Source organism: Streptosporangium sp. NPDC051023 (assembly GCF_040689595.1).
In the GTDB taxonomy this organism is placed as follows: Bacteria; Actinomycetota; Actinomycetes; order Streptosporangiales; family Streptosporangiaceae; genus Streptosporangium.
Map to the genome: position 1 here is coordinate 93,507 of NZ_JBFBCE010000007.1, position 16,056 is coordinate 109,562.

Sequence of the window (16,056 nt, forward strand, 5' to 3'; positions counted from 1 at the left end):
CCTCTTGCCCGGACACCATGCCTTTCCCCGGGCACCGTGCACGGGGCCTTCGGCCCACGCCCGTGTCGGAGCGCGGGCTAGGTGACGGGCCGCGGATCCGCGGGCGGTCAACGGACTCGCCGTCCGGACGCGGAAAGACAGCGGAAAGACAGCGCCCGCTTCGCGGGCCGGGCAGTCCTCCCCCGGCGTTCGGGGAGTTAGAGACGACCGTCCCTGCCCGGCAGGGCACTTCGCCCCTATGGCACGGCGCGGCGGTGACCAACGCTGCTGATATGAGGCGAACCGTTCCCGATGAGTGCGATGTCCTGCTGCGCGAGAGCGGCATCGCCCGCATCAGGCCCCTGCGCCCCGGCGACCGGCCCCTGCTGCACGAGCTGGTCGGCAGGTCCTCCGAACGCTCGGCCTACCTGCGGTTCTTCACCGGCGGCAGGGCCGGGGCCCACGCCTACATGGACCAGGTCACCGAACCGGACCACCTGGGCCGTGCCCTGGTGGCCGTGGTGCGCGGCCAGTTGGTGGCGATCGCGGAGTACATCCCCGGTGACGCCGGTGACGCCGAGATCGCGATCCTGATCGACGACGCGATGCACCACTGCGGCCTGGGCACCCTGCTGATCGAGCATCTGGCGCTGGACGCCGCCGACGAGGGGGTGCGCGAGCTGGTCGCCGAGGTGCTGGCCGAGAACCGCCCCATGCTGCGCGTGCTGGACGACCTCGGGCTCGCCACCAGGCGGGCGTTCGACGATGGCATGGTGGAGATCCGGATGGATCCGCGGCCGACTCCGGGCATGCTGGAGCGGATCGAGGCACGTGCCCACCAGGCGACCTCCGCCTGCCTGACCCGGTTGTTCCACCCCGAGTCGGTCGCGGTGATCGGCGCGGGCCGCGCCCCCGACGGGGTGGGCCACCGGATCCTGCGCAACATCCTCGACGCCGGATTCCCCGGCCCTGTTCACCCGGTCAACCCGCATGCCGACAAGATCCTCGACCTGCCCGCGTACGCGAACATACGGAACGTGCCTGGTCCGGTCGACCTGGCGGTCGTCGCCACCCCCGCCTCCGCCGTACTGGAGATCGCCCGCGACTGCGCGCAGCATGGCGTGCGCCACCTCGTCGTCGTCACGGCCGGGTTCGCCGAGGCCGGGCAGACCGACGACGAGCGCGAACTACTGAGAATCTGCCGGGAATCCGGCATGCGCCTGGTCGGCCCCAACTGTCTCGGCGTCGCCGACACCGGAGCCCGCCTCAACGCCAGCTTCCTGCCCCACCCGCCCGCCCCCGGGCGTCTGGCCCTGATGTCGCAGTCGGGCGCGGTCGCGGTCACCCTGATCGACCGGGCCGGCAAGCTGAGGGTCGGCCTGTCGGGTTTCGCCTCGGTCGGTAACAAGGCCGACGTCAGCGGTAACGACCTGCTGGAGTACTGGGAGGACGACCCGGCGACCGACGTGATCGCCCTGTATCTGGAGTCGTTCGGCAACCCCCGCAGGTTCGGGCGCATCGCGCGCCGGATCAGCAGGCGCAAACCGATCATCGCGATCAAGAGCGGCCGCGGCGGTTCCGGGGAACGGGCGGTCCGTTCCCACACCGCGGCCGCCGCCACCCCGGACGTCGCCGTCGACGCCCTGCTGAGAGGCTCGGGGGTCATCCGCGTCGACAGCGTCCAGGACATGCTCGACACCGCGCGTTTGCTGACGGCCCAGCCGCTGCCACACGGCGCCCGGGTGGCCATCGTCGGCAACTCCGGCGGACCGCAGGCGCTCGCCGCCGACGCCTGCGAACAGCGCGGCCTGCTGGTTCCCGAGCTGTCCCCGATCACCCGTGGACGGCTGCGCTCCCGGCTCCCGGCCTCGGCGGCCGTGACCAATCCCGTCGACCTCACCGCCGACGGCACCGCGCGGGACCTGGCCTTCGCCGTCGAGACCGTGCTGGCCGACCCCGACGTCGACAGCGTCCTGGTCGTCTACACCCCGCCGTTCGGCTCGGGGCTGACCAGAACCCGCCACGCCATCGCCGCCACGGCCGCCACAGCGGTCAAACCGGTGATCGCGTGCATCGCGGGGCACGACGACCTGCTGGACGGACGGGTCCCCTGCTACGCCTTTCCCGAACAGGCCGTGGGGGCACTGCGTCACGCGGTGAACCACGCGTCATGGCGCACCGCGCCGCGGGCCAGGCCCGCCGAGCCGCGGACAGCCGAAACCGCCACGGCACGCGGCCTCGTGGAGGCGGACCTGGCCCGCCATCCCGGCGGCCGCTGGCTCGACCACACCACCGCCACCCGCCTGCTCGGCTGCTACGGCGTCCGCGTCATCGACTCGGCCGAGGTCAACGGGCCGGACGGCGCGGTGGCGGCGGCCGAGGCGATCGGGCTGCCGGTCGCGCTCAAGGCGAGCGGGCCCGGTCTGGTGCACAAGAGCGACGTAGGCGGGGTCCGCCTCGGTCTCGGAACAGCGCGGGAGGTACGGCGCGCCTACCGGGAGATGGCCGGTGCGATCGGACCGGCCATGACCGGCGCGATCGTCCAGCCGATGGCCGAGCCGGGCGTGGAGATGATCGTCGGCGGTGTCGCGCACGAGACCTTCGGCCCTCTGCTCATGGTCGGCATGGGCGGCGTCGCCGCCGAGCTCCTGGCCGACCGCTCCTTCCGGGTCCCGCCGCTCGACGAGCAGGACTCCGCGGCGATGCTCGCCGAGTTGCGATGCGCGCCGCTGCTGTCCGGCCACCGGGGACGTCCCGCCGTCGACGTCGCCGCGCTCCGGGAGCAGATCGCCGGTGTGGGACGACTGCTCGATGACCTTCCCCAGGTGACCGAGCTCGACCTGAACCCGGTGATCGTCACCACGTCCGGCGCGATCGCCGTGGACGTGCGGATACGGCTGGCCCCCGCGGTCGCGCCGCCGTCGCCGTTCCGCAGGAGACTGCGATGAACGCCCCGTCCCGCCCCGCCCGCGGATCCGTTGGGAGGCGATGATGCGCATCACCGTCAAGGACGTCATGACCCGGCGGGTGGTCTCGGTCACCGAGGACACCTGCTTCAAGGACATCGCCGGGATACTCCTGGCCCACGCGGTCAGCGCCGTGCCGGTTCTGGACGTCGACGGTCATGTGATCGGTGTCGTCTCCGAGGCCGACCTGCTGCACAAGGAGGAATGCCGGGAACAGTTCCGTGGTGAGGATTACCGGCCACAGGCTCGATCAGGGCAGGAGACGGGCAAGACCGGGGCGGAGACGGCCGGGGAGCTGATGACCGCTCCGGCCGTCACCGTCTCGATGGACGCCTCCGTGGTGACCGCCAGCCGCCTGATGGAGCAGCGCGGCGTCAAGCGGCTGCCGGTGCTGGACGGCCACCGGCGGCTGACCGGCATCGTCAGCCGCCGTGACCTGCTGAAGGTGTTCGCCCGCTCCGACGACGACATCGCACGCGAGGTGCGCCGAGACGTCCTGGTTCGGTCGCTGTGGACGGACACCGCGCGGGTACGGGTCACCGTCGCCGACGGCGTGGTCACGCTGAGTGGCCGGATGACCCTGCGCAAGGACAGCCAGGTCGCCATCTGGATGACCCAGCAGGTCAACGGGGTCGTCGACGTGGTCGACGAGCTCTCCTGGGACCGCGACAACACCCGCCCGGAAGACAGACATTAAGGACCTACCGCTCAATAACGTGCGTACTCACACGACATCTGTCGAGCTCAGAGCCTTGCGAACAGGCAAGTTATTCGGAACGGATCAAGGTGGTGACCATGACAGAGCCCGTCATCGTCGGTGTCGACGGTTCGGCGTCCTCGCTGGAGGCGGTGATCTGGGCGGCGAGGGAGGCCATGCTGAGGCGGGCACCGCTGCGCCTGGTGCACGTCGCCCTGCGCTGGGCCTACGACGTCCCCCTCGTCCCCCAGCCCGCCCACTGGGGCCCCTCGATGGAGGCCGCCTGCCGTCGGCTGCTCGCCCAGGCCGCCGGCCAGGCGCACACCGAAGCCCCCTCGGTCGACGTCACCACCGAGATCCTCGACGGCGCCGCCGCCGAGGCGATCGCCGCCACGGCCGGGAGCGCGCAGCTGATCGTGGTCGGCAGCCGAGGGCGTGGCGGGTTCGCCGGGCTGCTGGTGGGCTCGGTCAGCCGTGATCTCGCCGCTCGGTCCCCCTGCCCGCTGGTGGTCGTGCGCCCGCAGGAGGCCGGCCGTGGCGGAGAGATCGTCGTCGGTGTCACCGGACGCCCCGAACAGGACCCCGTCCTGCGCTTCGCCCTTGAGGAGGCGCTCCTGCGGCGACTCCCGCTCCGGGCCGTGCACGCCTGGACCCACCCTGCGGTCAGAGCTCCCGGTGACATGCAGCCGCTGGTCTACGACGTCGAAGGCGTCGGCCAGGAGGAGGCGCGTCTGCTGGCCGAGTCTCTGGCCGGCTGGCGGGAGAAGTTCCCCGACGTCCCCCTCACCGAGCAGGTCGCGCACGAGCACCCCGCCAAGGCCCTCGCCGACGCCTCGGCGAGCGCCGAACTGGTCGTCGTCGGCGCCCCGGGCCGAGGGGCGGTCTTCGGATCCACCACGTACTCTCTGCTCCACCACGCTCACGCGCCCGTGGTCGTCGTTCCTCGGGCGGCTCAGGCCGGTTAAGCCTGTGCCTGCCGTACGAGTGCCTGCCGGGACCGGAGATCCGCGGTTCGCGCGGATGCCAGGTGGGTCCCCGTCGTGGGGGCTCGTTCTCGCTCCCGGGTCAGCCCGCGGCCTTCAGGTCATAGGCGATGTCACGGGCCCAGGCCTCTATCCGCCCGGGGTCGCGGAAGTCACCGGCGACCGTCCTGGCCATGGTCGCGGCGAGGAAACCCCGGGCGTCGGCACGCAGGCACCCGCCGAAGACCACGCTCTCCCGGGCGCCGATCCTGCGCCTGACCCGCTCAACGTCGGCGGGCGGCGTCACCTCCCGATCGCCGATCGTCTGCAGCGGCCCGCTGCTGAACAGCCACACGGGCAGCTCGGCCAGCCGCCGGGCGCACCGCCGGACCAGCGCGCGTGTGTGGCGATGCCAGCGGCCGAAGTAGATCGCCCCGCCCAGAACCACCGCGTCATAGGCGTCCATGTCCCTGACCTCGGCGGCGGGCCTGACCTCGGCCTCTATCCCCTGGCCTGCGAGAGCACGGCCGATCCACCCGGCGATCTCCCGGGTGGAGCCGCGCGTGGAACCGTAGGCCACCAGCACCTTCGTCATCACCGGACTCCTTCCCGCTGCCAGCTCACCAGCGGCGGCCCCGTCACCGCAGGTGCCCTTGGACCCGGATCCCACCGACCTTGGTCCCCTTCTCGACCCCGCTTCTCGACCCCATCCCGAAGGACGAGGAGTGCGGCCGGGAGCCGTCACGGCGCCCCAGCGTGAACCGGCCGGGCACGAAGCCGGGACCTTCGGCCCTGCCCGCATGACCGTTGGCCACTGACCAGGCCGTTCGCCTCCGCGCAGGCTGAGAGGAGCGGACGGCGCCCTGCCGGACGGTGACCGGAGCAGGCCGTCCCGCGGCGACCGGAAAACACGTGGGAGGACCCATGAAGGCCCTGGTGTACGAAGGCCCCGGCGGCAAAACCTGGAGCAAGGTGCCCGATCCGGTGATCGTTGATCCGCAGGACGCGATCATCCAGATCGACACCGTGACGATCTGCGGCACAGACCTGCACATCCTCGGCGGAGACGTCCCGGAGGTGGAGCCGGGACGAATCCTGGGTCACGAGGCGGTAGGCACGGTGGTCGAAGCCGGTGAGGCCGTCACCGGGCTACGGCCCGGCGACCGTGTCCTGGCCTCATGCGTCTCCGCCTGCGGCCGATGCCGTTACTGCAGACAGGCGCGTTACGGCCAGTGCCTGGGAGGCGGCGGCTGGATCCTCGGCCACCGCGTCGACGGCGTGCAGGCCCAGTACGCCCGACTGCCGTTCGCCGACCTGTCCACCCACAAACTCCCCCCTGAGGTCGGCGACGAGACGGCCGTCATGCTCGCCGACATCCTGCCCACCTCCTACGAGGTCGGCGTGCTGGCCGGCCGGGTCAAGCCCGGAGACACGGTGGTCGTCGTCGGAGCCGGTCCGATCGGACTGGCCGCGATCCTCACCGCCCGCCTGTACTCCCCCTCACACGTCATCGCGATCGACACCGCCGAAGCCCGTCTACAGGCCGCGAAGCGGTTCGGCGCCGACGTCACCGTCGAACCCGGCGACGACCCGCGGGAGGTCGTGCGCTCGCTGACCGGCGGGCTCGGCGCCGACGTGGCGATCGAGGCCGTCGGCGTGCCGGAGACCTTCGAGCTGTGCACCACCCTGATCCGCCCCTGCGGCCACGTGGCCAACATCGGCGTCCACGGCCGGCCCGCCACCCTCCATCTGGAGGACCTGTGGATCCGCGACATCACCATCACCACCGGACTGGTCGACACCTTCTCCACCCCGGACCTGCTCGCCATGCTGGGCAACGGGCAGCTCGACACCGGCCCCATGGTCACCCACCGCTTCGCCCTCGACGACATCGAGCGGGCATACGAGGTGTTCGCCGACCCGGCGCGCAGCGGCGCCCTCAAGGTCACGCTGAGCCGCGCCTGACCGTACCGCCCGGAGACCATCCCTCCGGCGAACCGGAGAAGACAGGGCAGGGAGTGCGTCGTGACAACCATGGGTCACGAGCCGCTCCCGGAGCGTGAAACCGTTCGTCAGGCCTGCGGGGGCCTGCCGGCGCGAAGGTGGGCGATGCCCATGTCCAGGGCGGCCTCCAGGTGGGTGGTCTGGCCGCTGGACATCTGGATCAGGACGCCGCCCTGGATGCAGGCGAGCAGGGCGCCCGCCGCGTGGTCGGGGTCCAGCCCCGGGTCGATCTCGCCGATGTCCTGCATGTGCCGTACGCCGGTGGCGATCTCGGCCTGCCAGCGGTGCAGCAGCTCGGTGACCACGGCCTGGGCGCCGGGTGTGCCGTTGCCCAGGTGCGAGGTGACGGAGTTGAGCGGACACAGGCGGCCCTGCCGCCGGTAGCGGTCGACGACCTTGTCACGCCACGACTGCCAGGCGGGCCAGGAGGTGAGGTCGCCGAGCTGGGGTCGCTGGTCCTCCAGCACGCGGTCGGCCTCGAAGCGGGCCACGGCCAGCAGCAGTTCCTCCCGCCCGCCGGGGAAGTAGTGGAACAGCTGGCTCTTGCTCGTCGCGGTCCTGTCCAGCACGTCGTCCAGGGTCGTGGCGGCCACGCCGTGCTCGCGGATGTGCGCGGCCGCGCCCTCGAGAATGCGCTGTCGTGTCGCGGCCCCCTTGCGGGTCAGCGAACGCATGGTCACCCTCCAAAATTGGACTCTATGGTCCAGATTAGCACGTGGCGCCGAGCACTCCGTCGACGCGGAGACGAGGCCCGAGGGCCGCACCGGCGAGAAAGCAGCCCCGCCCCCGCCTCGGCGGCACGCCCGCACCGCGAGCGGGCTCCCCTTTGCCCACCGCGCACGACCGAATTTTTTGGACTTGACAGTCCATTTTTTGTTACGCAGGCTGAGCGGGTCACACGGTGCGAACGCACGTCTTCGGCACCTTCGAGCAGGCCGAGTTCGAGGCCGTCCACCAGAACGGAGTAACACCCTCATGTCCCTGGACCACTACTACCTGCTCGGGCGTTCCGGGCTGCGCGTCAGCCGGATCGCGCTGGGCACGATGAACTTCGGCACCGGCGGTTTCCACGCCGCGTACGGCAGAACCGCGGAGGAAGCCCGCCCCATTTTCCGTCACTACCTCGAAGCGGGCGGGAACTTCATCGACACGGCCGACTTCTACACCGCCGGCGAAAGCGAGACCATCCTCGGCGATCTCATCGCGGAGGCCGGGGTACGCGACAGGGTGGTGCTCACCACCAAGTTCACCAACAGTGTCGCCCCCGGAGATCCGAATGCGGGAGGCAACGGCCGCAAGCACATGATCAGAGCGGTCGAGGCGTCCCTGCGCCGCCTGCGCACCGACTACATCGACCTGTTCCTGCTGCACACCTGGGACCGGATCACTCCCGTCGAGGAGGTCATGCGGACCTTCGACGACCTCACCAGGGCGGGAAAGATCCGGTACGCGGGCCTGTCCGATGTGCCCAGCTGGTACGCGGCGCGAGCCCAGACCCTCGCCGAGGCCAACTCGCTCGTACCGGTGGTCAGCCTGCAACTGCCCTACTCCCTCGTCTCCCGGACGATCGAGCTGGAACACATCGCGATGGGGCAGAGCCTGGGGCTCGGCATCACCGCGTGGAGCCCGCTCGGCGGCGGCTTCCTCACCGGCAAGTACCGGCACACCGGCCAGGGACTGGCAGGGGAAGGCAGGCTCGCCGGCTCGGGCTCTCCCGGACGCTCGTGGACGGACCGGGAATGGCAGCTTCTGGCGACACTGGAGACCGTCGCCGACAAGCTCGGTATGACGATGGCCCAGGTCGCCCTCAACTGGGTCGCCACCCAGCCCGGAGTCGCCTCGGCGATCATCGGAGCGAGCAGCACGGAGCAGCTCGACGCCAACCTGTCCGCCCTCGACGTCGAGCTGCCCGCCGAGCTGCGCGCCAAGCTCGACGAGGCGAGTTCCGTGCCGCCCCCGTCGGTCTACCAGATGTTCACGCCGGGCTATCAGAACTGGCTGGTCAGTTCCGGCGCCAAGGTCGGGGACAAGCCGGCCGGATATGCCCCGGCCGTACGGAACTGGGTGGCAGAAAGCAGGGATTGACGAACTTCGCCGCACGCCGGACCGAGGTGGTATCGGCACTACGCGGCGCTCTGCCCGGTGCTCCTCGGTATGGCGGCCGACCGGGCACCGGGGCGGCCACCTCCCGCGGGCTGCTATGGTGTGGAGCTCTCGTAGTCTGAGACCAGGAGACTAGAAATGGCAGGCGAAGACGACATCTCCGGGTGATACCGGAGGTTGACCGGCCCCGGCAGGCGCACATGACCGCCGCCGACGTGGCCCTTGTCGTCGTTCCCCGACCCCCTGTCCCCTGCCGGGCCCCTTTTGCGCGCCCGGATCACGTACGAGGTCTCTCACATGTCCGATGCGTTCATCGTCTGCTCCAACCTGTCCTTCTCCTGGCCTGACGACACGTCCGTCTTCAGCGACCTGTCCTTCACCGTCGGCGGCGGCCGTACGGGTCTCGTCGCCCCGAACGGCGCGGGCAAGAGCACACTGCTCAAGCTGATCGCCGGCGAGTACCGGCCCGGCGGCGGGAACATGTCCGTCAGCGGCGTGCTCGGCTACCTCCCGCAGAGCCTGCCCCTCACCGGTGACCTGACCGTGGCGGAGGTTCTCGGCATCGCCCCGGTCATCGCCGCGCTGAACGCCATCGAGTCGGGCGACACCGGCGAGGAGCACTTCACCGCGATCGGGAACGACTGGGACATCGAGGAGCGCACTCGTGCCCAGCTCGACCGCCTCGGGCTCGGCGACATCGCGTTCGACCGCGCGCTGCGCACGCTGAGCGGCGGACAGGTCGTCTCACTCGGCCTGGCCGCGCAGCTCCTCAGGCAGCCCGACGTCCTGCTGCTCGACGAGCCGACGAACAACCTCGACCTCGGCGCGCGCCGCAGACTCTACGACCTGCTCGGCGACTGGCGCGGCTGCCTGCTCGTGGTCAGCCACGACCGGGCCCTGCTCGACCGCATGGACCGCATCGCCGAGCTCGACCGGGGTGAGGTCCGCTTTTACGGCGGCGACTTCACCGCGTACGAGACGGCCCTGCACGCCGAGCAGGAGGCCGCGGAACGGAACGTGCGCAGCGCCGAGCAGGAGCTCAAGCGCGAGAAGCGGGAGATGCAGCAGGCACGCGAGCGGGCCGAGCGCCGAGCGGGCAACGCCGCCCGCAACCTCAAGAGCGCCGGACTGCCACGGATCTTCGCCGGGAACATGAAACGGGGCGCCCAGGAATCGGCGGGGCGGGCCGGCCAGATCCACGCCGCCCGCGTCAGCGACGCCAGGGCCAGGCTCGACGAGGCCGGGCGGGCTCTGCAGGACGACCAGAGGATCGCGCTGGAACTGCCCGGGACCAACGTGCCCGCCGGGCGCACGGTCTTCCTCGGCGAACGCCTACGGGCCCGCGGCCTGTTCGCCGAGCCTGGCATCGACCTGACGGTCCGCGGGCCCGAGCGCATCGCGCTGACCGGCCCCAACGGTGCGGGCAAATCCACCCTGCTGCGCCTGATCAGCGGTGAGCTCGAGCCGGAGGGCGGCACGACCCGGCGAGCCGACGGCCGGGTCGCCTACCTGTCACAGCGGCTCGACCTGCTCGACGTCGAGCGCACCGTGGCGGAGAACCTGGCCGTGTTCGCCTCCGGAATGCCGGAGGCGGAGCGGATGAACCTGCTCGCCCGCTTCCTGTTCCGTGGCGCGCGTGCGCACCTGCCGGTGGGCGTGCTGTCAGGCGGTGAACGGCTGCGGGCCACGCTGGCCTGCGTGCTGTGCGCCGAGCCCGCCCCCCGGCTCCTGCTGCTCGACGAGCCGACCAACAACCTCGACCTGGCCAGCGTGGGACAGCTGGAGAGCGCGCTCGGCGCGTACGAGGGGGCGTTCGTGGTGGTCAGCCACGACGAGCGGTTCCTCGCGGAGATCGGGGTTGATCGGTGGCTGGAGCTGTCCGGCGGCCGCCTCCTGGAGACCGGGGGCCCCACGGGCGAGTGAGGCGCCGCTCACCCGAAGGCCACATCCGGCACGGTCCGGCCACCTGCCTCGTGCTCACCGACGAGGCAGGTGGCCCCGCGGACGGCGCCCACCGGTGTGGATGCGGCCGGGCGGATGACGAGCTTGTCGGTCGTCCCGCTACCGGCGGGGGTCGATGACGAGCTTGCCGCTCGTCCGACGACCGCGGAGCGCTTCGTGCACCCGCCTTACCTCCGACATCGGATAGTCGCCCCCGCGGACCACGCTGAGCTCTCCCGCGATGACCCGCGCGGTCAGCTCCGCGTAGGCCTTGGCGAGGACCTCAGGCCGGGTGAAGGCGTCCATCAGCCAGAAGCCGCTGACGGTGGCCGAGCGGCGCTGGAGTTCTCGCGGCGACACCTTCTCCGGTTCCACCATGCTGGCCATTCCGTAGAAGGCGAGCCTGCCGAAAGGGGCCAGGGCCGCGATGCTCTGGCCGGTGACGCGGCCGCCGGTCATCTCCAGGACCACGTCGACCGGCCCGCCGCCGTTCGCCTCCCGCAACGCCGTGGTGAGGTCCTCGACCGCGGGGTCGACGGCGGCGTCCGCGCCGAGAGACAGTGCGAGCTCGCGCTTTTCCGGTGTACTGGCCGTGGCGATGACCCGGCCGGCGCCGCTCATCTTGGCCAGCTGTACGGCCAGGCTGCCGACCCCGCCCGCCGCGGCGTGCACGACCACGCTCTCTCCGGGACGCACCCGGCCGGTGTGGTTGATCAGCCACCAGGCGGTCAGCCCCTGGGCGAGCAGGGCGACCGCGGTGACGGCGTCGACCTCGTCGGGCACCGGGAAGGCGAACTCCTCAGAGACCACCGCCTTCTCGGCGTAGCCACCACTTTCGATCATCGCGGCCAGTCTCCGGCCGTCGGTGGTCCGGCCGACCACCTCGCCTCCGGGCACCAGCGGCAGCGCCGCCGCCACGATGTAGCCGTTCTCGCGCAGCAGCGTGTCGGCGAAGTTCACCCCGCAACGCTCCACGTCGAGGAGGACCTGCCCGGGGCCGGGCCGGGGCTCGGGCACCTCACGTACGGCCACCACTTCCGGGCCGCCGAACTCGGTGATCTGCACCGCTCTCATCCGCACACCTTTCTAGAACTCCATACCAACTGGTACTGAGTACCATAATGGATCGCGTTCGAAGCCGCTAGACTGGCCCGGTGCCCCGGCCCACCCTCCGCGCCAGAAAGCAGCAGCGAGCCCGCGACGAGATCGTCACAGCCGCCTACGAGCTGTTCGCCGAGCGTGGTTACGCCGACGTGACGGTCGCGGACATCGCAGAGCGGGCGGAGGTCGGCCGCACGACGTTCTTCCGCTACTTCGGCGACAAGCAGGAAGTCGTCTTCGCCGACGAGCAGGAGTGGCTGGACGACATCGGCAGGCGGCAGCGGCGGCTCCACCCCGACGGGCCCCCCTCACTGCCCGAGGCGCTTCGCCTGCTGCGGGAGACCACCCTGGCCATCTGCGCACAGGTGACACAGGACGCCGAGCGCTACGTCCAGCGCGAGAGGCTGATCGCCGACAACCCCGAACTCGGCGATCGCGCGGCCCGCAAGCGACGGCGCCTGGCCGAGACGCTGGGCGAGATCCTGCGGGAACAGAACGCCTCGGCCCAGACCGCGACGCTGGCCCCGCACGTCGCGCTGGCCTGCTACAACGCCGGACACGAAATCGCCGCCGGTGACCCCTCCGCGCTCGGCCCCCACGTGGCCGCGGCCTTCGACCTGCTCGGCATCGGGTCACTGTCCCCTGAGGAATCCCAGCAAAACGATGAGGGTCGCCGTACGGCCTCCCGCGGCACGGCCGCTCCGGCTCCGCGCGGAGAACCGGAGGAGCCGGTGTGACCCGCTACGTCACACCGTGAAGCCACCGTCCACCACCACGGTCTGGCCCGTCATGTATCCACCGGCCTCTGACGCCATCCATACGAGGGTTGCGGCCAGCTCGTCGACATGGCCCATGCGGCCGAGCAGCACGCGCGGCATCACGTCCTCGAGGTAGCCGGAGGCGTACTGCCCGGTCATCTCGGAGGCGAAGAAACCGGGCGCGACGGCATTGACCCGGATGCCCTTGCGGCCACTCCACTGCTGCGCGAGGTCGCGGGTCAGGCCGATCAGCGCGGCCTTGCTGGCCGAGTACGCCGCCTGCGGCAGGCCTGCCGTGGCCAGGCCGAGGATGCTCGAGACATTGATGACAGACGAGCCGGGCCGCATGACGCGCCCGCACCCCTGGGCGACCCAGTAACAGCCGTTGAGGTTGGTGTCGATGACACGGCGGAACTGCTCGGGGGTCTCCCGGGTCGCGGGGTGCGCGCTGGCGACGCCGGCGTTGTTCACCAGCACGTCGACCCGTCCGAACTCGGCGACGACCTCCTCGACGAGGGCGTAGGCCTGGTCCGGATCGGACACGTCGGCGGTGATCGGCAGCGCCCGGCGCCCGGCCCGGCGCACCAGCTCCACTGTGCCCTCCAGCCGGTCGGCACGTCGTCCGGCGACCGCGACGTCGGCGCCGGCCTCGGCGAAGGCGCGGGCGAACCCGACACCCAGTCCTGACGAGGCCCCGGTCACCAGGACGACGCGATCGTCGAGACGGAATCTGTCGAGGATGCTCATGATGACTCCAGGCGTAAGCAGGACGCCGCCGGGATTCGACGGGCGCGGATCAGGAAGGTACGGCTCAGGCGGTGACGTGCCGCCTGCGCCGGGCACCGGCCTCCCGGTACCACGCGAGGAGGTCCGGCCGGTCGACGCTCGCGGGGTCGACCACGCTCGCGAGCTCCTCACCGCGCAAGAGCCGCTTGACCGGCACCTCCAGCTTCTTGCCCGTGCGGGTGTGCGGAATGCCGGGCGCGGCGATGATGTCGTCGGGAACGTGCCGGGGTGAGGCATGGGTTCTGATGGCGGCCCGGATGGCGTCGCGGAGCTCCTCGTCCAGCTCGACGCCGGGGACCGTGGTGACGAACAGCGGCATCCAGTACCCTCCGTCGGCTTCCTCGAGCCCGACGACGAGCGCCTCGGCAACCTGCGGAAGCTCCTCGACGGGGGCGTAGATGTCGCCGCTGCCCATCCGGACCCCACGGCGGTTGAGAGTGGCGTCGGAACGCCCGTGGATGACGACCGATCCGCGTTCGGTGATCGTGATCCAGTCGCCGTGCCGCCAGACGTCCGGGAAGGTCTCGAAGTAGGCGTCGCGCAGCCGCGCGTCGCCGGGATCGTTCCAGAAGCGGACGGGCATCGAGGGCATCGGCCGCCGTACGACGAGTTCCCCGACGGCCTCCTCAACCGGCGTCCCGGAGGCGTCGAACGCGCCGAGCGCCACGCCCAGGCACGGCGCGGAAAGCTCGCCCGCCCACACCGGCACCGTCGGCACCCCACCGGCGAACGCGGTCACCACGTCGGTGCCGCCGCTGGTGGAGATCACCGTGACCTGCGGAGGAACACTCCGGATGGCCCAGCGGTGAAGGTCGGCCGGGAAGGTCGAGCCGGTGACCGCCAGGCAGCGCAGCCCGCTCAGGTCGTGGGTGCCGGGGCCGATCCCGGCCTTGTGGCACGCCGCCAGGTAACCGGGGCTGGTGCCGAGCACCTGGACGCCGGTGCTCGCGGCGATGCTCCAGAGCCGGTCGGGCTCGGGGTGGGCCGGGCTGCCGTCGTAGCAGACGATGGTGACGCCGAGCAGGAGTCCGCCGACCAGGAAGTTCCACATCATCCAGCTGGGGCTGGTGTACCAGAACATGCGGTCACCGGCGCGCAGGTCGAGGTGGAACGCGGCATGCTTGCGGTGCTCGAGCACGACACCGCCGTGGCCGTGCACGATGCCCTTCGGGCGCCCGGTGGTTCCGGAGGAGAAGAGCACCCACAACGGGTGGTCGAACGGCACGTCGACCGGCGCCAGCGTGACGTCCGTGCGCCCGACGGCCTCGGCCCACGGCAGCGTGTCCTGAACCTCCAGGTCACCCGCGAACACCGTCGCCACCAGCCCGGGCAGGCCGGCGCGCAGCTCGTCGAGCTCACGACGCCGGTCGACGCGCCGGCCCGCGGAGCTGCAGGTGGCGGCCGCGACGAGCACGACCGGTTCCAGCTGGGACAGGCGCGCGATCGCCGCCGCCGAGCCGTAGTCGAGCCCGCACATCGCCCAGACGGCGCCGAGGCTCGCCGTGGCGAGGAATCCGACCACCGCCTCGACGCCGTTGGGCAGGTAACCGACGACCCGGTCCCCCGGGCGGACACCGAGCTCGGTGAGGGTGGCCGCGAGAGACGCCACCTGGGCGCGCAACCGGGCCCAGGTGACCTCCCGGGTGTGTCCCGACTCCTCGACGGCGATGACGGCGACGTCGTCGCCGGGCCGGTCACGGAACACCTCGCGGGTGTAGTTCAGCATGGCGCCGGGGAACCACTCGGCCCCGGGCATGCGGTCCCGGGACAGCGCCGGTGCCCCGGCGGGGCGGGGCGGCATGTCGAAGTGGTCCCACACCGCGGACCAGAAGCCGTCGAGGTCTTCAACCGACCACCGCCACAGGTCGCGGTAGCCGGTGGTCAGGTCACGACCGGCGAGCGCGGACGCGTGCGCGGCGAACTCGGTGATGCGGGCACCGGCGACGGCCTCCTCTGAGGGGGTCCAGTCCGGAAGGACGTGGGGCATGGCGGTGGCTCCTTCGCGGGCAGGCGAGAGGTTCGCTCAGCTCACTCACAAGCGAGCGCGTCGGCGGACTCGGCGCCGGAGATCAGTACCTGAGTGGTGTGCGCGATGTGGTCGCGCAGCAGTCGTGCGGCCAGGTCGGCGTCGCGGGCGAGCGCCGCCTCGAGGATGGCGCGGTGCTCGCCCGCGACGTCCCGGTCCTTCTCGTTGCCCAGCGGTCCGGCCCATCGGCGGTAGAGCTCGGCCTCGTCGCGCAGGCCAAGCGCGATGTCGACCATGCGCCGGCTGGGGCAGCTCTGCAGGAGCGCGCGGTGGAACACCTCGTGGGCGGTGTACCACTCCTCGAGCACCTCCTCGGAAGCGTCGAACCTCTGGGTGTCGATCCGGGACAGGACGTGGTGGGCCGCCACGATGTCGCCCTCCCAGGCCATGTCTCCGTGCACGACGGCCTGACGGAACGTCGTCGCCTCGATCTCGACCCGCGCCATGGTGAGGTCGGTCAGCTCCTCCTGCGAGAGCTCGGCGACGGTGTAGCCCTGGTGGGCCTGGGGCCGTACGAGGCGCTCGGAGGCGAGCCGGGCCAACGCCTCGCGGGCGACCCCGACGCTGGTGTCATAGTCCGCGCAGAGGGCCGGGAACTTCAGGCGAGCACCGGGCTTGAGGCGCGCCGCGAAGATGTCGGCCCGGATCCGCTCGTACACCTGGTCGGTTCGTGTCTTCTTCGTGCCGTTCTGCTGTGGCATGGAGCGCAGCCTAGCTGGATACGAAACAGCTC

General features: G+C 71.3%; 13 protein-coding genes. 7 read left to right on the forward strand and 6 right to left on the reverse strand.

Annotated features, from left to right (window positions below; translation table 11 throughout):
- Nucleotides 1–272: 272 nt before the first annotated feature.
- The 3 genes from AB0395_RS06725 (at nucleotide 273) to AB0395_RS06735 (ending at nucleotide 4,607) form a co-directional block, all read left to right on the forward strand.
- Complete coding sequence (locus tag AB0395_RS06725) at nucleotides 273–2,927, forward strand: GNAT family N-acetyltransferase (RefSeq protein ID WP_366277723.1); 2,655 nt, start codon at nucleotides 273–275, stop codon at nucleotides 2,925–2,927.
- 40 nt (nucleotides 2,928–2,967) lie between these two features.
- Nucleotides 2,968–3,642, forward strand: a complete 675-nt coding sequence (locus AB0395_RS06730) for a CBS domain-containing protein (protein WP_366277725.1) — start codon at nucleotides 2,968–2,970, stop codon at nucleotides 3,640–3,642.
- Between the two features lie 98 nt (nucleotides 3,643–3,740).
- Entirely contained in the window at nucleotides 3,741–4,607 is an 867-nt protein-coding gene (locus AB0395_RS06735; protein ID WP_366277726.1) for a universal stress protein, read from the forward strand.
- A gap of 100 nt (nucleotides 4,608–4,707) precedes the next feature.
- Here AB0395_RS06735 and AB0395_RS06740 read toward each other — a convergent pair whose 3' ends face one another.
- On the reverse strand, nucleotides 4,708–5,199 hold the full coding sequence (locus AB0395_RS06740) for a flavodoxin domain-containing protein (RefSeq protein ID WP_366277727.1): 492 nt from the start codon (nucleotides 5,197–5,199) through the stop codon (nucleotides 4,708–4,710).
- A 329-nt stretch (nucleotides 5,200–5,528) separates the two neighbouring features.
- On the opposite strand from AB0395_RS06740, the gene AB0395_RS06745 reads away from it, so the two are divergent.
- Entirely contained in the window at nucleotides 5,529–6,569 is a 1,041-nt protein-coding gene (locus AB0395_RS06745) for a zinc-dependent alcohol dehydrogenase family protein (RefSeq protein ID WP_366277729.1), read from the forward strand.
- Between the two features lie 107 nt (nucleotides 6,570–6,676).
- Here the strand turns inward: AB0395_RS06745 and AB0395_RS06750 are convergent, their stop codons facing one another.
- Entirely contained in the window at nucleotides 6,677–7,282 is a 606-nt protein-coding gene (locus tag AB0395_RS06750) for a TetR/AcrR family transcriptional regulator (protein WP_366277731.1), read from the reverse strand.
- A 301-nt stretch (nucleotides 7,283–7,583) separates the two neighbouring features.
- Between AB0395_RS06750 and AB0395_RS06755 the strand changes: the two genes are divergently transcribed.
- On the forward strand, nucleotides 7,584–8,693 hold the full coding sequence (locus AB0395_RS06755) for an aldo/keto reductase (protein WP_366277733.1): 1,110 nt from the start codon (nucleotides 7,584–7,586) through the stop codon (nucleotides 8,691–8,693).
- Between the two features lie 315 nt (nucleotides 8,694–9,008).
- On the forward strand, nucleotides 9,009–10,634 hold the full coding sequence (locus AB0395_RS06760; protein ID WP_366277734.1) for an ABC-F family ATP-binding cassette domain-containing protein: 1,626 nt from the start codon (nucleotides 9,009–9,011) through the stop codon (nucleotides 10,632–10,634).
- A 138-nt stretch (nucleotides 10,635–10,772) separates the two neighbouring features.
- Here the strand turns inward: AB0395_RS06760 and AB0395_RS06765 are convergent, their stop codons facing one another.
- Nucleotides 10,773–11,726 (reverse strand): zinc-binding dehydrogenase, encoded by a 954-nt coding sequence (locus tag AB0395_RS06765; protein ID WP_366277736.1) that lies wholly within the window; start codon nucleotides 11,724–11,726, stop codon nucleotides 10,773–10,775.
- An 80-nt stretch (nucleotides 11,727–11,806) separates the two neighbouring features.
- Between AB0395_RS06765 and AB0395_RS06770 the strand changes: the two genes are divergently transcribed.
- Nucleotides 11,807–12,490, forward strand: coding sequence for a TetR family transcriptional regulator (locus AB0395_RS06770; RefSeq protein WP_366277738.1), 684 nt, complete (start codon nucleotides 11,807–11,809; stop codon nucleotides 12,488–12,490).
- Nucleotides 12,491–12,499: 9 nt separating this feature from the next.
- Here the strand turns inward: AB0395_RS06770 and AB0395_RS06775 are convergent, their stop codons facing one another.
- From AB0395_RS06775 to AB0395_RS06785, 3 genes are all read right to left on the reverse strand, one after another.
- Complete coding sequence (locus tag AB0395_RS06775; RefSeq protein WP_366277740.1) at nucleotides 12,500–13,258, reverse strand: SDR family oxidoreductase; 759 nt, start codon at nucleotides 13,256–13,258, stop codon at nucleotides 12,500–12,502.
- A 64-nt stretch (nucleotides 13,259–13,322) separates the two neighbouring features.
- Complete coding sequence (locus tag AB0395_RS06780; protein ID WP_366277741.1) at nucleotides 13,323–15,284, reverse strand: acetoacetate--CoA ligase; 1,962 nt, start codon at nucleotides 15,282–15,284, stop codon at nucleotides 13,323–13,325.
- A gap of 41 nt (nucleotides 15,285–15,325) precedes the next feature.
- Nucleotides 15,326–16,024 carry an FCD domain-containing protein gene (locus AB0395_RS06785; RefSeq protein WP_366277744.1) on the reverse strand — a complete coding sequence of 233 codons (699 nt, stop codon included), beginning with the start codon at nucleotides 16,022–16,024 and terminating at the stop codon, nucleotides 15,326–15,328.
- Nucleotides 16,025–16,056: the final 32 nt, after the last annotated feature.